The sequence below is a fragment of the Acidovorax sp. A1169 genome, assembly GCF_030704685.1.
Lineage (GTDB): Bacteria > Pseudomonadota > Gammaproteobacteria > Burkholderiales > Burkholderiaceae_C > Acidovorax.
Genome location: NZ_JAUZDX010000028.1, coordinates 1 through 14916 on the forward strand (window position 1 = coordinate 1; position 14916 = coordinate 14916).

16 protein-coding genes are annotated in these 14916 nt (G+C 60.5%); 12 read left to right on the top strand and 4 right to left on the bottom strand.

The window, feature by feature from the left end; genetic code table 11:
* Positions 1 to 416, bottom strand: a 416-nt coding sequence (locus QYL93_RS28765) for a hypothetical protein (protein ID WP_305746886.1), incomplete at its 3' end; no start/stop codon positions are given.
* An 86-nt stretch (positions 417 to 502) separates the two neighbouring features.
* On the opposite strand from QYL93_RS28765, the gene QYL93_RS28770 reads away from it, so the two are divergent.
* The 12 genes from QYL93_RS28770 (at position 503) to QYL93_RS28825 (ending at position 12443) form a co-directional block, all read left to right on the top strand.
* The gene (locus QYL93_RS28770) at positions 503 to 2866 is read left to right on the top strand and encodes a bifunctional diguanylate cyclase/phosphodiesterase (protein ID WP_305746887.1); all 2364 of its coding nucleotides are present in this window, start codon (positions 503 to 505) and stop codon (positions 2864 to 2866) included.
* Positions 2863 to 3738, top strand: coding sequence for a phosphate/phosphite/phosphonate ABC transporter substrate-binding protein (locus QYL93_RS28775; RefSeq protein WP_305746888.1), 876 nt, complete (start codon positions 2863 to 2865; stop codon positions 3736 to 3738). Before QYL93_RS28770 ends, QYL93_RS28775 begins: the two co-directional genes overlap by 4 nt.
* Positions 3739 to 3943: 205 nt before the next feature.
* Positions 3944 to 5086: an ABC transporter substrate-binding protein gene (locus QYL93_RS28780; RefSeq protein WP_305746889.1), complete on the top strand. Its 1143-nt coding sequence runs from the start codon at positions 3944 to 3946 to the stop codon at positions 5084 to 5086.
* Positions 5087 to 5107: 21 nt separating this feature from the next.
* Positions 5108 to 5671: a protein tyrosine phosphatase gene (locus QYL93_RS28785; protein WP_305746890.1), complete on the top strand. Its 564-nt coding sequence runs from the start codon at positions 5108 to 5110 to the stop codon at positions 5669 to 5671.
* A gap of 102 nt (positions 5672 to 5773) precedes the next feature.
* Positions 5774 to 6475, top strand: coding sequence for a phosphate regulon transcriptional regulator PhoB (gene phoB / locus QYL93_RS28790; protein WP_305746891.1), 702 nt, complete (start codon positions 5774 to 5776; stop codon positions 6473 to 6475).
* A 43-nt stretch (positions 6476 to 6518) separates the two neighbouring features.
* Positions 6519 to 7031 (top strand): hypothetical protein, encoded by a 513-nt coding sequence (locus tag QYL93_RS28795; protein ID WP_305746892.1) that lies wholly within the window; start codon positions 6519 to 6521, stop codon positions 7029 to 7031.
* Positions 7032 to 7101: 70 nt separating this feature from the next.
* Entirely contained in the window at positions 7102 to 8607 is a 1506-nt protein-coding gene (locus QYL93_RS28800; RefSeq protein ID WP_305746893.1) for a CYTH and CHAD domain-containing protein, read from the top strand.
* A 459-nt stretch (positions 8608 to 9066) separates the two neighbouring features.
* Positions 9067 to 9282, top strand: a complete 216-nt coding sequence (locus tag QYL93_RS28805) for a hypothetical protein (protein WP_305746894.1) — start codon at positions 9067 to 9069, stop codon at positions 9280 to 9282.
* Positions 9283 to 9292: 10 nt separating this feature from the next.
* Positions 9293 to 9499 (top strand): hypothetical protein, encoded by a 207-nt coding sequence (locus QYL93_RS28810; protein ID WP_305746895.1) that lies wholly within the window; start codon positions 9293 to 9295, stop codon positions 9497 to 9499.
* Positions 9496 to 11232 (top strand): exodeoxyribonuclease VII large subunit, encoded by a 1737-nt coding sequence (gene xseA / locus QYL93_RS28815; protein ID WP_305746896.1) that lies wholly within the window; start codon positions 9496 to 9498, stop codon positions 11230 to 11232. The genes QYL93_RS28810 and xseA overlap by 4 nt, the downstream gene beginning before the upstream one ends.
* Entirely contained in the window at positions 11229 to 11504 is a 276-nt protein-coding gene (gene xseB / locus QYL93_RS28820) for an exodeoxyribonuclease VII small subunit (RefSeq protein WP_305746897.1), read from the top strand. Before xseA ends, xseB begins: the two co-directional genes overlap by 4 nt.
* Before the next feature lie 195 nt (positions 11505 to 11699).
* Complete coding sequence (locus tag QYL93_RS28825) at positions 11700 to 12443, top strand: DNA/RNA non-specific endonuclease (RefSeq protein ID WP_370877066.1); 744 nt, start codon at positions 11700 to 11702, stop codon at positions 12441 to 12443.
* 294 nt (positions 12444 to 12737) lie between these two features.
* Here QYL93_RS28825 and QYL93_RS28830 read toward each other — a convergent pair whose 3' ends face one another.
* The 3 genes from QYL93_RS28830 to QYL93_RS28840 are packed head-to-tail and all read right to left on the bottom strand — an operon-like array spanning position 12738 to position 14676.
* The gene (locus QYL93_RS28830) at positions 12738 to 13223 is read right to left on the bottom strand and encodes a hypothetical protein (protein WP_305746899.1); all 486 of its coding nucleotides are present in this window, start codon (positions 13221 to 13223) and stop codon (positions 12738 to 12740) included.
* 21 nt (positions 13224 to 13244) lie between these two features.
* On the bottom strand, positions 13245 to 14363 hold the full coding sequence (locus QYL93_RS28835; RefSeq protein WP_305746900.1) for a HigA family addiction module antitoxin: 1119 nt from the start codon (positions 14361 to 14363) through the stop codon (positions 13245 to 13247).
* 16 nt (positions 14364 to 14379) lie between these two features.
* Positions 14380 to 14676: a type II toxin-antitoxin system RelE/ParE family toxin gene (locus tag QYL93_RS28840; protein ID WP_305746901.1), complete on the bottom strand. Its 297-nt coding sequence runs from the start codon at positions 14674 to 14676 to the stop codon at positions 14380 to 14382.
* Positions 14677 to 14916 lie beyond the last annotated feature (240 nt).

Below are 14916 nucleotides of genomic sequence, written 5' to 3' on the forward strand. Positions count from 1 at the left end.
CATAAGGCGTCAAATGGCCCCATCCATAGCAGCACTGGTAGAAAATGCAGGTCAGTGCGGCGGGATAGGGCTGGCCCGTATACTCGTAAACTGTTTCCACACAGCCTCTGCCCAAAGCGGCCGTTCCAGCGGATGGAGCTCGACGTGCCGCGCGCACTGCACCTGTGGCCGATAGACGCCTGTGGATCGACGAGGTCCAGCTCTCCTACTTCCTGCAGGGAGATCGTGATATCGACCAGCGGAGCACGAACGGTGTTCTGGCTCGAAGCGCTTTTTACCCCTATGAAATGCAATGCAGAAGCATCGGGAGTTTGCTGCTGCTGCCGCACAACGGCGTCGTTGAGCTGGGAACGCGCTTGCAAATTTGCTGCACCCGTATCCGCCGATCGAACCAGCGGGCCTTCGCGGCTACCCACAGCTCCTTGCCGAAATGCCCGTGTCACGAGGTCATCGCGGCATGCTGCAAAAATATCACCATCGTCTCTAGTGGGCTAGATACTGCGTGCGCAATTTCTCTCTCCTTGGCCCCTGGGCGCAACGTGTCTTTTCTTCCGAAGATGGATGGCTGCGAATGCGCCAGGCATGCATCGCCTTTGTTGCGATTGCAGTCGCGTCAATTTGCTTGCTTACCTGGCACCGGTTGCGAGCCGAACAGGAGCTTCTGGACAGCACGGCACAACTCCAGCAGCAAAGTCTTGCAACCATCATCTCAGAGAACCTCACCCAGGTGATCGATCGTGGCCGGACTGTAGCGGTTGCGGCGCAGTCTTGGTTTGGCGGTGACCATCGAGAGACTGAGCAGCGATTGGCGAGCATGCTGGCCATCGATGACATCTTTCTGAACCTGGCGCTCTACGACACATCACTGCGGCGCATTCACAGTTCGACCCCAGGGGCTGTGGACCCTCTGGATGACGAGCTGAGGGCCGCAGTTTTGCAGCGTGGGCGACCCCGCGCGCCAGCCGATTCGCCCGCTGCCGCCGTGCTGATGTCGGCGCGAACCCAAGACAATGCCTGGGCGGTGCCCGTCCTCTTCCCTGTTGCGGATGACATTGGCGCAGGCAAAGGATTTCTCCTCATCACCCTCGACCTTGGATACTTCCTTGGTCTGTATCGCAACATCGACATTGGTCGCACGGGGGTCATCCATATCCTGGACGCCGACGGCATTGAACTGGCGGAGGCCAGAGCTGAAGGCCTTACCCATTTAAATAAGCGCCAGAGATTCGAGGAGTTCGTGGCGGCGGTCGGAAGGGATGGCAGTTACGCGGGAGACCTCAGGGGGACAGGCGCTTATTTGGCGAACGCCCGAAAGGCGGAGCGTGCGCCCTTCATCGTGGCGGTCAGCAAGGAGTTGGCCGAAGTGCGGGCCAGCCACGTGCGCAGCAGCACACGTGTGTGGTCCTCAATTGCCATACTCGTGAGCGCTTTGATAGCCGCTACGTGGGGCTTGGTCCGGGGGTTTAGACGCCAGCATCAGCTTTTTGCAGCCTTTTTGAAATCCAACCGTGAAAACCACTCCCTGATCGCTCAGTTGGAGGCCGGAGAAGCGCGGGCGGTGGCGCTCGCATCCTTTGACCACCTCACTGGACTGCACAACCGGCGCCTGTTCAACGAACTAGCGGCCAGCCACCTGGAGGTCGCGCGCAGGAGTCGCAAGCACTATGCACTGGTCTACATGGACTTGGACCGGTTCAAATCCGTCAACGACACACTGGGGCACCATGTGGGCGACCGGCTGCTGCAGGCCGTGGCAGAACGGCTCAAAAGTGGCCTGCGCAGCGCCGATATTGTGGGCCGCATGGGTGGCGATGAATTCGCTGTGCTGCTGACCGAACTGGACTTGGCCGAATCCGTGGACGCCATCGCCACGAAGCTGCTGTACCAACTGAGCCAGCCCTACCCGGAGCTGGAGGGCCATGAGGTGCAGACCAGTCCCAGCATGGGCATCGCCTTCTTCCCGCGCGACGGGCATGACGTCAGCACCCTGTGCCGAAATGCCGACTCCGCCATGTACTCGGCCAAACGCCGGGGTCGTGGGTGCTTTTCGTACTACGACGCGGCGCTGCGCCCCCAGACCGACCGGACGTTCCGGCTGCAGGGCGAGTTGCCGCAGGCCATCGAAAAGGGCGAACTGGTGCTGCACTTCCAGCCCAAAGTGCGGCTGACGGACTACCGCATTGTCGGGTTCGAAGCACTTGTGCGCTGGGACCATCCCGAGCTGGGCCTTATTTTTCCCGGGGACTTCATCCCCATGGCCGAGGAGTCCGGCCTCATCATCCCGCTCGGGGACTGGGTCATGAAGGCCTGCTGCCTCCAGCAGGCCGCTTGGCGCCGGCAAGGGGTGGAGGTGGTACCGCTGGCATTCAACGTGTCGCCCCGCCAGTTGCGTGACTCGGGGCTTCCCAGGCGCATGGCTGAGTTGTTGTATGACCATGGATTGGGGGCGGGCGATATCGAAATCGAGATCACCGAAAGCTCACTGGTCGAGCCGCTGGACATGGCTATCCAGGTACTGGAAGAACTGCAGCACATGGGCGTGGTGGTCGGGCTCGACGACTTCGGCAGCGGTTTCTCGAACTTGAGCCAAGTGCGCCACCTGCCCATCAGCAGCCTGAAGATCGACCGCTCCTTTGTCAACGACATCCGCACCAGCAAGGAGGTCGGCGTAATCGTGACCTCCATCATCACCCTTGCGCACAGCCTGGGGATACGGGTAATTGCGGAAGGCGTAGAGCTGCTGGACCAGCTGGTCCAGCTCCGGACGGCGGGCTGCGACGAAGTGCAGGGCTACTACCTGAGCCGCCCCGTGCCCGCGGACGACGCGATCCGATTGATGAACCAGCCAACCATCGTTCCCCAATGATTCAATCCATTCGTAAACTGGCGCTAGGTTGCCTCGTTGCTTACGGTGGCGCTGCCGCTAGTGCTCAAGGCTGCGATGACCCCTCGGTCATTCGCTTTGCATCGATTCCAAAGTCAGCGGGGACGGAGCAGCCGCAGATTTTGCGTCCTTTGATGAAGGAGTTGGAGCGCGTGCTGCAAAAGCGCGTGGAAGTCGTGCGCACCAACTCGTATGCAGCGGTGGTCGAGGGTCTGCAGGCTGGCAATGTCGACCTAGCCGAACTCGGGCCAGCATCGTATGCATTGTTGATGGAACGCAACCCGTACGTCACCGCCTTCGCTGCTCTGTCTGACCGCAAGCTAGGTGGTTCTCTGGAGCTTGGCGCGTACCGATCGCTTTTGATCGTCCGTGCAGACAGCGGCTTAAAGTCCATCAAAGATTTGAAGGAAAAGTCCCTCAGTCTGACGGACCCTTTGAGCACCTCAGGCGCATTGATTCCAATGCAAGCAGTTCAAAAGTTGACTGGCCAGAGCATAGAGAAATACTTTGGTCGCGTCACGTACGCAGGGTCGCACCTGCGCGCTATCGAAGCGCTGCAGAAAGGCCTCGTTTCCGCAGCATTCGTATCCAGCGCACGCCTGGATGAACACCGCGCTCAGAAAAGCCGCTCAGCCATCGAGATAAGGGTAATTTGGGAGTCCCCCCTGATTCCCAACGATCCGTTTGTCTACCGCAGCAACCTGTGCAGACCCCTCGTCGAAAAGATTCGCCAGGTCTTTTTTGACGCATCGCCCGCCTTGCAGCCGATGTTCGAGGAGTTGGGAGGGAGGCGGTTCGTTCCTGTATCCGATGCAGACTACCAGGCCGTACGGGAACTGATGCGTACTCGTTGACGCGCGGGTGCAGGGGAAACACACGAACACGCTGCCCTGATAAGGTGGCACCCCCCCCGCGCCAAGACAGGGCGATGACAAAGCACCAAAAAATAGGGCAAACCCCAGGTCATTGAATTGCAACAAATTATTTCCACAATGGACTCGAAGTCTCCTAGATGGGTAGGGGCAGCCCGGCTCAACAACCGATGGCAAGGAAGTCTCCGTGGGAATTTGTTCAGGTCGCAGACAGTTGGTGCGCTATGGGGTTGCAGGCATTGCCGCGTCAGCGACGGGGTGGACGGCCACAGGCAACGCAGCAGAGCCCGATGCCCTGGTGGTCACCCAGGTGGTCGACATGTCGCCCCAGCAGCAGGACGTGAGCCGGGACTTCGTCGCCGGGTCCAAGGCGGCGTGGCAGACCCTCAACATCAAGGGAGGCCTGCGCGGCAAGAAGGTCCAGCATGCGGTGGTGGAAACCGATGGGTCAAGTGCTGCGGTAAAAAGTGCATGGAACGCCGCTGTGGCGGACCCCCGCTGCATTGCCATTTCCGGCAGCGTGGGCAGCGCCGTCTCCGAGCAGTTGTCTGCCCTTCAGGCGTCAGCAGCAAGTGGCAAGGCGCTCCCCATCGTCGCGCCCTGGCTGCACAACCCGACAGACAAAGGCAGCCGCGATGGCGTGTTCGACATCTTCGCTGGCCAGCACCAGCAGGTCGAATTCGCCGTGCGCTCGCTGGCCATCATGGGCGTGCCCCGTGTGGTCACCATCTTCTCCTCCGCACTGTACGAACAGCAGTCCCGAAGCCAAGTGGAGAAAGCTGCGAGTGCCACACGCATCGCCGTTGACTACGTGCCCGCAACCGAGCTCAGCGGGGGCGGCTACAAGTACCGGCCAGATGTGCCGGTGGTACTGTTTCTGGGTGGCACCCTGGAACTGCACGAATTCATCACGAAAATGGCCATGCCGGCCGGCCGCCAGTGCTACGTCATCGCGCTGGCGGACGTCAACCTGCAGGTGCTGGCGCAGATGTCCAAAATTCCAAGCCAGATATCGGTGGTAGCCACGCAGGTGGTGCCACCGGTCACCTCAGGCACGGCCGTGGTGCGTGAGTACCGCGAAGCGCTGAGCCGGCTGTTCGACGAAGAGCCCACACCGCAGGGACTGGCAGGCTTCATTGCGGCAAAATTCACCGAGGCGGCCATTGCGCGATCGGCCCAGCCCTGGAGCCGGTCCTCCCTGCTTGCCACGCTCAGAAGGCAGGAAGACAGCGACCTGGGTGGGTTCAATGTGCTCTTCAACAAGGGCATGCGCATCAGCCAGTATGTGACCCAGACCGTCATAGCGAGGGACGGGCGGGTGCTGCGGTAGAGAGGGAGCCAGACCGTTGCAATGCTCTCTGAAGATTTGAGTCCGGTGACCGTTTGCCTCCTGCAGGTGCGGTGTTTTGGAGATTTGATGTCAGATGCCCATGTGGTCGTTTTTGTGTCCCAGCGCAATTCGTTTCGAAGCGTTCTCGCGCGTGCATGCCTGGAGCATGTAAGCAAGGGCCGGTTCAAGGCCTACTCCTGCGGCAACCCGGCCAGGTTGGCGTCCGAACCTCACGAGCTGGCCCTGCATGCGATCCGTGCCGCTGGCATTCCACTGCGACCAGACAAGCAACACGACTGGAACGAGTTTGCGCGCCTGGGCGTGATGAAGGTGCAGTTCGTCATTACCATGGACGAAACTATCCAAGACTTGACGCCCAAGTGGAGCGGCCAACCGGACACCGCTTTGTGGGCCTACCCTGACCTGGTGGGGGGGACAACAGGTACCCAAGACCTGCAGCGGGCAGCAAGTGTCATGCTGTTGTCTCTGCGCCGCCGCCTGGAAATTCTTTCCAGCCTGCCACTGGCCCACGGGGATCGCACTGCCCTGCGCCACGATGTCAGGGATCTGAGCTATCTCGCTTGAAGCCGTTTCGGGCGACTACCTGCGCGACTGCCTATTCCATATTCCAGCATTGGGAATCCCCTTCCATTCGACAGACAGTCAGCATGGGTTTACGCTTGATCCATGAGACTTCTACCCCGCGTCTTGATCGTCGATGACGAGCCCGCGATCGCGGAATTGATTTCCCTGAATCTAAAGCACAACGGGTTTACTCCGGCCTGGGCTGAAGATGGCGAGTCGGCCCAGCGGGAGCTTGATACCGAATTGCCGGATGTGATCCTTCTGGACTGGATGCTGCCAGGCGAAGACGGCTTACTTCTCGCCCGCAAATGGCGCGGCGACCAACGCACCAGAGGCGTCCCTATCGTGATGCTCACAGCTCGGAGCGGCGAGTCTGACAAGGTGGCCGCCTTGGATGCCGGTGCAGACGACTACATCACCAAGCCGTTTTCCACCCAGGAATTGCTGGCCCGCATCCGTGCTGTCATGCGGCGTAATTTCTCCGATCCAGCCAGTGGAAAACTTACCGTCGGAAATCTCACCCTCGACTTGGCTACTCATCGCGTCACCTTCAATGGCAAGCAGTTGAGACTTGGGCCCAGAGAGTTCAAGTTATTGCACTACTTCATGACGCACGCAGAGAGAACCCATACCCGGTCGCAGGTGCTGGACATGGTCTGGAGTGACGATGCGCTCATCGAAGAGCGCACCGTCGACGTCCACGTGATGCGGCTGCGCGAGGCGTTAGGAGAGGCTGGCGCCATGATCGAAACCGTGCGTGGCACTGGTTACCGCATCACTACAGATTCCCAGCCGCGAATGTAGATTGCTGCGGACGTCACCAGCATCAAGTTTCCAATCACCGACCATGAGCCCAGTGGCGAATGTTTTGTTCGTATCTGCCGAAAACGCCGCCCGCAGCCAGTTGGCAGAGGCGTGCCTGCGCCATATTGGCAAAGACCAATTCAACGCCTTCTCGTGCGGTGTGCCAGGCAAAACGGCGACCACTGTGAGCCCAGTGGCGCTGGAGGTGCTGCATCGCGCAGGGATGCCCATTGCGCGGCTTGCACCCAAGAGCTGGGAGCAGTTCCTCGCGCCCAACGGTACACGCATTGACATTGTCGTAGCGCTCGACGGCGAAACCGTGCACAGCCACCCGACCTGGCCCTGGCGGGCGCACACTGCGCGGTGGGTCTACCCGCCGTTACTGCATACCCTGACGCCGGTATCCAACCGAGTGCAGCAGGCAGAGCAAACGCTGCATTCGTTGCGCCGCCGTGTCGAGCTCGTCGTCAACCTGCACACCAGCGGCAAGCTGCGGCGCCACTACTGGCAAGGCGTTGGCGATGCGTCGCCGAAGGGCGCGTTGTCTGCCGATTGACAGGGCAGTAAGTCTTCTGGGGGCTGCCTACAGACTGCTGCCTGCCTATGACAAAAAGAAGGGAAACCCCATGGAAGGCGAATTCAAGTTCCACATTGACGAGAGCCAACTGGCTGCGCTGCGAGCATCTGCCCACCTTGGTGACGCGACCACTGTGAGGCTGGAGGCGCGGTACTTCGATACCAAGGACGCTGCGCTGTCGTCGCGCGGCATCGCATTGCGCCTGCGCAAAGAGGGCGACGAGTGGGTGCAGACCGTGAAAGCCCGGGGCGATGGCCCACTGGACCGGGAAGAGCACAACGTACAGGTCGACGCACCATCCCCTTCGGTGCAGCCCGAGCTGCATGCGGGCACAAAGGCGGGCAAGCGGCTGCTTGAGGCGCTGGACAGCGCTGAAGGCCCACTGGAAGAAACCTACCGCACCGAGATCGACCGCGCCATACGCAACCTGCAGTTCGATGGCGGCATGGTTGAGTTGGCGCTGGACACCGGCAAGATCGTCGCCCACGGCGGTACCGAACACGAGAAGCAGGCAAGTGTGTGCGAGCTGGAGCTTGAACTCAAAGAGGGCCCCGTAACCGGCTTGGTCGAAGTGGCCACCCAGTGGGCGTCCAAGTACGGGCTGGTTGTGAACACGGTTTCCAAGGCCGAGCGCGGCGAGCGGCTGCTGGCGGCCGGGTGGGGACGGCCAGCAATCAAGGCCCGACCCATGGTGGCGCCAAGCGGCACGCGCAAATTCCTCAAAGGACCAGCGCTGCAGCGCGCCGCCGTGGCCAACTGCCTGGCGCAGATTCTGGGCAACGCCAGCGAAATCGTCGAGGGCTCGGATGATGAAACCCATGTGCACCAGCTGCGCGTGGGCATTCGCCGGCTGCGCACCGTGCTGCGGGAGCTGGATGCGCTGGCCCCGGGCGCTTACGACCCTGTCTGGGAGCAACCACTGGTGGAGGTCTTTCGCCGCCTGGGAGAACTGCGCGACCGCGACCAGGCGGTGCAAACCATCGGCGCGGAGCTTTTGGAAGCAGGCGCTCCATCGGTTGATGCGCCGCCGCAGGCCACCACGGCGTCGCCGCTGGAAATCGTGCGCTCGCCGGCCTTTCAGGGCACGCTGATCGCCCTCATGGGTTTTACTGCGCACCCTGCCGACAGCGAGGCTCCCGACCTGGCCCAGGCGTCTCTCGGAGCCCGTGGCACACGCAAGTACCTGCACCAGCGCTTGCGCACGCTGCGCAAGAAGGTGCACAAGGGCGCGGGCAGGTTTGAAGCCCTGTCCGTCGATGACCAGCACAGCGTGCGCAAGCGCCTCAAACGGCTGCGGTTTCTGGCGGAGTTTGCTGCACCAGCGATCCAACGTGAGGCCGGCGATTTCCTTGAAAGCCTGCAGCCCGCTCTCTCCGCACTCGGTCGGCTTAACGACGAACACGTGGCAAGCACTCTGTACCGCGAGATGGCAGACAAGGATCCCAAGGCCTGGTTCGGCGTGGGCTGGTTGGCGGCAAGGCGCGAGGCCTCCGTCAAGGCAACAAAGAAGGCGCTGGCCAAGATGCAGCGTGCGCCACGTATGCGCCGTGTCTGACGCGACCGGGTAGCCTGCTATCTGGTCTGTGCGATCAACTCGCGGTCAATTCCGTTTTCCGCGCAAAGCTCCGAGAGATCATTCATCGCAGCCTCCAGATGCCCTTGGGTGAATGTGAGTTCTGCCACTAGGACATCTTCGCGTTCATCGACCAGCACCCGGATGCTTCTGTCACCGTCCAACGCGCGCCAGACGGTGATTGCGCTGAGCGCATCCGTGGCTGCGCTGGCCTGGGACTTGATGGGCGCTCGGGCGGCTCGGATGAACCTGAATGATTGGGAAATGTTTCGCATCTTGATCGATGTTCGGCCAGCTGCCACCGCATCCAATGGTTGGACTGAGTGGTACTGCCGCCAATGCTACGAAACCTTTTAGACGTCACTGTGTCGGGCATAGAGATTCCACTCTGCCGAGGAGAATGGACGCAGGAGTGACTCAAAGCAAGCGTCAAAGATACCGATGTACCCTACACTGCGCCCCGGCCAGTTCGGATGGGAAGCAACTCGCAAAACTTTGACCATCAAGATCGAGACTCTCTCTGTGAGCCAAGGCGCTGTTGATATCGATGGCGAGACCATCTTCCACCCCCAAGAAACCCTTCTGGTGCTGACTTTGCCGGACATCGTTGCCGTCAATTTTCGATTCGAGTTCATCGTGGTGGACGATCGGAGGTAAAACTGCAGGTATGGAGTCCTCTCAACCATCTCCCAGAAACTGCTGCGGCATCTGCCGCGCGACCAGCTACCGCAAGGTGATAGCCCGCGACGCCAGCGGCGCCATGCGCACCACGGAGCGGCTGCGCTGCACCGGCTGCGAGCGTGAGTTCCTGGATGTGCAGTCATGGCGCCAGGGCGTGCCAAGGGTTGACGCGCCTCCCGAGGTCGACAAATGAGCGGTACGTACCTCGTCTCTTCGTACAAGGACAAGGATCGCGTAAGAACGTTGGGCGCACGCTGGGACGCAGCGCGCAAGCAGTGGTACGTCCCAGAAGGCCTGGCACTCACACCGTTCGCCGAGTGGCTTCCAGCCGTCGGCGATGCGCCTCCATCCTCGTCCACCGCGTTGATCAGCCCTGAGTTGGACCAAGGCGGCTCCAGGAACCTCTCAGCCTCTCCCCGGGGCATCCCCCTATCCCAGCTGCTCAGTGGTGTCGCCTCGGCCGTGGCGCAGGCCTTCCGGGCTGGCATCTGGACCCTGGTCGAGGTGGTGGACACCCGAGTGCGCGGCGGTCACGTCTACCTGGAGGTTTCCGAGCGGGATAGCAATGGCGTCGTGGTGGCCAAGGCCAGTGCGGCCATCTGGGCCAACACCGCCAGTCGCATCCTTCCCGAGTTCGAGAAAGCCACAGGCGCCCAGATTGGTCCGGGCATCAAGCTGCTGGTGCGCGCCCGCCCAGTGTTCAAACCCCAGTATGGCTTCTCGGTGGAGATCGATGCCATCGATCCCGACTACACCCTGGGTGATCTGGAAGCCAGGAAGCGGGAAATCCGCGAGCGCTTGCAGCGCGAGGGCTTGTTCGAGCTCAATCGCAAGCTCCCCAGCCCCTGGGACTACGACCGGGTTCTGGTGGTCGCCCCCGAGGGCGGTGCCGGCCTTGGTGACTTCCAGGCCGAGGCCGGCAGGCTGGAAAAGTTGGGAATCTGCCGGTTCATTTATGTCCACAGCCGCTTCCAGGGTGATGGTGCGGCGGCCGAGATCCGCATGGAACTGCTCGGCGCGCTGGAGCGACTTGGCCGCGAAGGGGTGGTACTGGACGCCGTGGCCATCATCCGCGGCGGCGGTGCCATCAACGACATGGCGTGGCTCAACGACTATGCCCTGGTGCGGGCTGTCTGCGAGCTGGGGGTCCCTGTGCTGACTGGCATTGGCCACGAGCGCGACAACACCGTGCTCGATGAGGTGGCGAACATCCGGTTCGATACGCCGTCCAAGGTCATTGGCGGCATCGAGCGAGTCATCCTGCAAAGGGCCCAGGAAGCCAAGGGCATGTTCGCCGAGGTGATCCGAGATGCAACCCGGGCCATCGACATAGCCAAGCGCTCGGTGGTCCAGAGCTTCACATCAATCGAGTCGGGGGCCCGGCAGGAACTCGCCCGCAGTCGCAGCCAGGCGAGCGAGCTGCTGAGCGACGTGAAGCTGCAGGCGGCGCATACCATCCGCATTGCAGCCGAGACGACCGAGCGCCAGATGAACGACGTGCGCCGCCTGGCCGCCGATCAGGTCGCCCATGCCAAGCGAGAAGTACCTACCATGCTGGCCGAAATCCGCGCCGACGCGCGCCAGACCCTGCAGATGGCGCGGGCCAGGATCGAGGGCGAGCGCAGTTTTATCCTCGACCGCGCCGCGGCCGACGTGCGATACATGAAGGACGCCACAGCCCGGACCTTTGAAGACACAGCGGCCCTGGCACAAAAGACCCTCATCGATGCGCGCACCAATGCTCAAGCAATGATGCGCGAGATCGCAGGCCAGGGCCCTGAAAAGACATTGAGCCGAGGATTTGCGTTGGTGCGCGACCATAACGACCAGGCCGTGACCACTGCCGCCAGCATCGAAACCCAGATCACCATCCAGTTCAGAGACGGGCTGCGCACCGCGCAGCTGCAACAGAAAGACAAGCCATGAGCGAGACCTTCAAGAAATCGTACGGCGTGCTCCAGGCGCACGCGCAAACCCTGCGTAAGCAGAGCGAGCCCAACATCGATGACCTTCTGAAGATCGTTGAGGAGTCCGTGGCCGCCTACAAGGTCTGCCAGGCGCGCATTGATGCTGTGGAGAAGGCGCTGGAGGCGGCCTTGGGCAATGCGCAGGCTACTACGGTTGAGCCGCCAGCGTCGAAGACGCAGGGCAAGAGCGCGGGTGCCGAGGTACAGGGTGATGACGACATCCCGTTCTGAGGACTGGGGCGAAGGCTCCGCTACCTCGAAGATTGAGTATCCATTCTTGATTAAGTGTTTTGGCCATGTTTGCTGTCCAGCTAACATGGCCAAAACACCTAACGTAGTGATGCTTCGACACCCTGTTTTCTGCACTGATACCCTGTGAACTTCGTCTTTTCCTGGCCACGTACCTCGCGCTTGGTCGTCGCCCTTTTGATGGGCGCTGCTGGCATCGCCTCGGCCCGTACTCCCAACCCCGTTTTCGAGAAGGACTACTTTCGCGTCCCGCAGCCCACGAGCTTCGCGCAGTGCCCGCAGTTCTTCGTTGGCGGCAAGCCACCTGCGATCCCTCCCCGACCAATGCAGCGCGAGCTATGCTACGAGGCCTTTGCCGTTTTGCACAGCGGGGAGACGCGAACTCCCGTATATGTGGCCCAGCGGTTGAACCGCAGGGTGCTCGAACAGGCCGACAAAAAACGTGCCGACAAGTTCTTTGCAGACGCGCGCCTGCCCACGGCAGAGCGTGCCGAGTTGGAGGACTACAAGCGATCTGGATACAGCCGTGGGCACATGGCACCGGCCGGAGACATGTCCACGCCTACAGCCATGGCTCAGAGCTTCAGCCTGGCCAACATGGTGCCGCAGAACATCCAGCACAACGGCGGCGCTTGGTCGAAGATCGAGCAGGATACCCGACGCTATGTTCTGCGGGCCAAGGGAGATGTCTATGTCATTACAGGTCCGGTCTACACGCGTACCAGCCCGTCCATCGGCGGCAATGAGGTTCGAGTGCCGGCCTACCTGTACAAGCTTGTGTATGACTCGACAACGCAGCGTGCTTGGGCGCATTGGCAGGCAAACCGAGAAGGCGAGCAAGTTGGTGCACCGATCACCTATCAGGAACTGCAGAAACGGACGGGGATAGATTTTTCGATCCGTCCCGCCCCGCAGCATTGACTTGGCACCGCATATTCTGCGGAGGCATTGGAGCTGGTAACACCGCTGCACTGTGACTTCATGGCCGCCCGTTCCCAGGGTGGAGATTGCCATGCCGCGCGGGACTACCGTCATGGTTCGGCAATAACCGCCGCCGCTGACGACAGCAAGTCCAGCAGCTGTCGGCGATCTCGATCGCGCTGGCGCTAACACCCGTCGTAACTGAAAGTCAGCAATTGGTTAGCGTGGGCGCTCCAGAATTGACATGTCGCGTCTGTAGCATGGCGTTGGCTCAGATCAGACCCGCTTGCTTCTTCAAGCTGCTTTCTTACATTTCAACGGGAGCTGCAGCTCCTCAACGTCCAGCGTGAAATTCAGGGGAATCTGAATTGGGTCTTCGCTTTGATTCTTGCCGTTGTAAACGTCCACGTCGGTCTTGAGTTGGAAGCAGTCGCCAACAATTTGCTGTCGTCGTTGGCCGAATGATTTAACGAAGTGTGACCGAGGCGCCTTCTCGTCGTCCATGTCCGCCCAGAGCGACATCGTACGGTCGCCTTTCTTGAACCGGACAGCATGCTTGGCTCGGTAGCGCTGACCGTTCTCATCGGTGCGGTACTCTTCACGGAAGTACTGCGCGACGTCCGCAGCAATCGCATCGACCACGGTGCGCAAGCTCGGCTTGTGAAGGCCATTGCTATATGCCCACTCCGCAACCGCATGGGGTTCGAGCAAGCCGTCGCCCCCCACTTCCGACTGGTAACGCTCAATGTATGCTTTGACTTGATTTCCGTACGCGGACATGTGAATCCTCAATAGCAGTGGTTACTCGGTGAACGATCCCCAGCCGTCAATATCGGCTGAGGGCAATACCAACGCGCGCACCTTCACCTGATACTTGCGCAGGAAGTCATGGCGGTCGAGTCGGCGCTGTAGCTGCCCGACGACCAGCCCCGGATGTACCTGGATGCGTGTGGCGAACCGAAGCACTCTTTCTTCAGAAAAGTAGGGCTGCACTCGGGCGACGAAATCATCGAGCTCAGCCTTTGGAACACAGAAGTCGGCACCTGCAGCATTGGCCAAGCGCTCACATTCAGGCAGGTCGGCTTTCGAGTCCCCCACGTCGGTATCGATGACCGGGCGGTTTTCTGCCTTGCCGTCCTCGCGCAGAACATGCTCAAGCTCGTGGCGAAGCACAAACCAGAAGTTGTCAATGCGGTCGAACCGCAGCGTCATGCCAACAACCGGACTACTGCTGTCTAGCCAGAAACAAGCACCGTCCATCTTCGATCCAGACAACGACTCGACAAAGACCAACCGAACCCCCGCTTCTGCAAGGATGCGTGAGACGTTGCGAATTTCTTCTGGAGCGAGGATCAGCGCTCGAAGTTTCTCGATAGCTGAAAGCAACTTTGCCCCCGAATACGTCGGCACAACCTGTTGACTTGCGATCGCACGTACTCGAAAAAGCCATGCGAGCTGCAGCGGCGTGGCGTCTGCCATGGCGTGCGTTTTCTTCGCAGCATGGCTCAGCTGAGGGGTCGCGGCGACATCCGTGATATCAAAGAACTCGCAGAAGCGCTGTTCCATGACTTCGATGCTCTCGCTTGCCCGCACCCATCCACGGCGCAACATCTCGCGCACTGGAAACTGGGTGTACAGGCGGGCTTTGCGGGCAACGTTGTCGTTGGGCACTGTCACCTTGGACAGCTGGTACTGACTCTCAAGGTTCATCCAATAGTCCGGCGACATGCCAAAGGCCTCCCCAAGCCCTCTAGCCGTTTCAGGCGTAATAGCTCGCTTGCCTGCAATTAGTTCGCTTACAAGCCTTGGAGGACGATCCAAGATATCTGCAAGCTCTTGTTGGCTCCAGTCCCGCGCCTCAAGCTCCTCTCGCAGGAACTCGCCTGGCGGGAACACCTCAGCGGGTACTCGTGCGTTCATAGGCTCTCCAAAACTTCTAGTGGTAATCAACGATTTCGACGATGCCGATGATCTTGCACGGGTGTTCTCCGCGGATTTCGAAGACCAAGCGCCACTGCAAGTTGAGTCTTACAGAGTGCTGTCCCTGGCGATCTGCCAGCAGCTTCTCGAAATGCAAAGACTTCAAAGCCATGAAGTCACGTTCGTCTCGAAATGCCCGAATTTGCTGCATCCGTTTTCGGTACGCCCGAACAATTTCCTGCGAGAAACCTGCAGAAAACTGCGGGTCGGTCTCGAGGCGGTCTAGGTGGTCATCGTCGAACTCCACTTGCATAGGAAAGAGTCTAGAGGAAACGATCAAGCTCGTCAACACCATCTTTACACCACGTGTAAAGATGGTGTTTTATGACTATTTGCAGAGACATAGCGGATGCCCCAGGCAGACTAAATCCGCGCGGAAGGTACGCCTCGCGTTGTAACGTCAAGAGGGGATCCTTACTCTTATCAATGAAGGATCAAACGCTGGGTTCATGGCCGCCTGGCAAGCCGATTGCGCTACGTGCACCGCGTCTGT

What these genes read in the sequence shown, in the direction of transcription:
- QYL93_RS28795 (WP_305746892.1), top strand. Translation starts at nt 6,519, where the DNA reads ATGAGCCCAGTGGCGAATGTTTTGTTCGTATCTGCCGAAAACGCCGCC.
- QYL93_RS28810 (WP_305746895.1), top strand. Translation starts at nt 9,293, where the DNA reads ATGGAGTCCTCTCAACCATCTCCCAGAAACTGCTGCGGCATCTGCCGC.
- QYL93_RS28835 (WP_305746900.1), bottom strand. Translation starts at nt 14,363, where the DNA reads ATGAACGCACGAGTACCCGCTGAGGTGTTCCCGCCAGGCGAGTTCCTG.
- QYL93_RS28830 (WP_305746899.1), bottom strand. Translation starts at nt 13,223, where the DNA reads ATGTCCGCGTACGGAAATCAAGTCAAAGCATACATTGAGCGTTACCAG.
- QYL93_RS28775 (WP_305746888.1), top strand. Translation starts at nt 2,863, where the DNA reads ATGATTCAATCCATTCGTAAACTGGCGCTAGGTTGCCTCGTTGCTTAC.
- phoB (WP_305746891.1), top strand. Translation starts at nt 5,774, where the DNA reads ATGAGACTTCTACCCCGCGTCTTGATCGTCGATGACGAGCCCGCGATC.
- QYL93_RS28805 (WP_305746894.1), top strand. Translation starts at nt 9,067, where the DNA reads ATGTACCCTACACTGCGCCCCGGCCAGTTCGGATGGGAAGCAACTCGC.
- QYL93_RS28785 (WP_305746890.1), top strand. Translation starts at nt 5,108, where the DNA reads ATGCTCTCTGAAGATTTGAGTCCGGTGACCGTTTGCCTCCTGCAGGTG.
- QYL93_RS28840 (WP_305746901.1), bottom strand. Translation starts at nt 14,676, where the DNA reads ATGCAAGTGGAGTTCGACGATGACCACCTAGACCGCCTCGAGACCGAC.
- QYL93_RS28800 (WP_305746893.1), top strand. Translation starts at nt 7,102, where the DNA reads ATGGAAGGCGAATTCAAGTTCCACATTGACGAGAGCCAACTGGCTGCG.
- xseB (WP_305746897.1), top strand. Translation starts at nt 11,229, where the DNA reads ATGAGCGAGACCTTCAAGAAATCGTACGGCGTGCTCCAGGCGCACGCG.
- xseA (WP_305746896.1), top strand. Translation starts at nt 9,496, where the DNA reads ATGAGCGGTACGTACCTCGTCTCTTCGTACAAGGACAAGGATCGCGTA.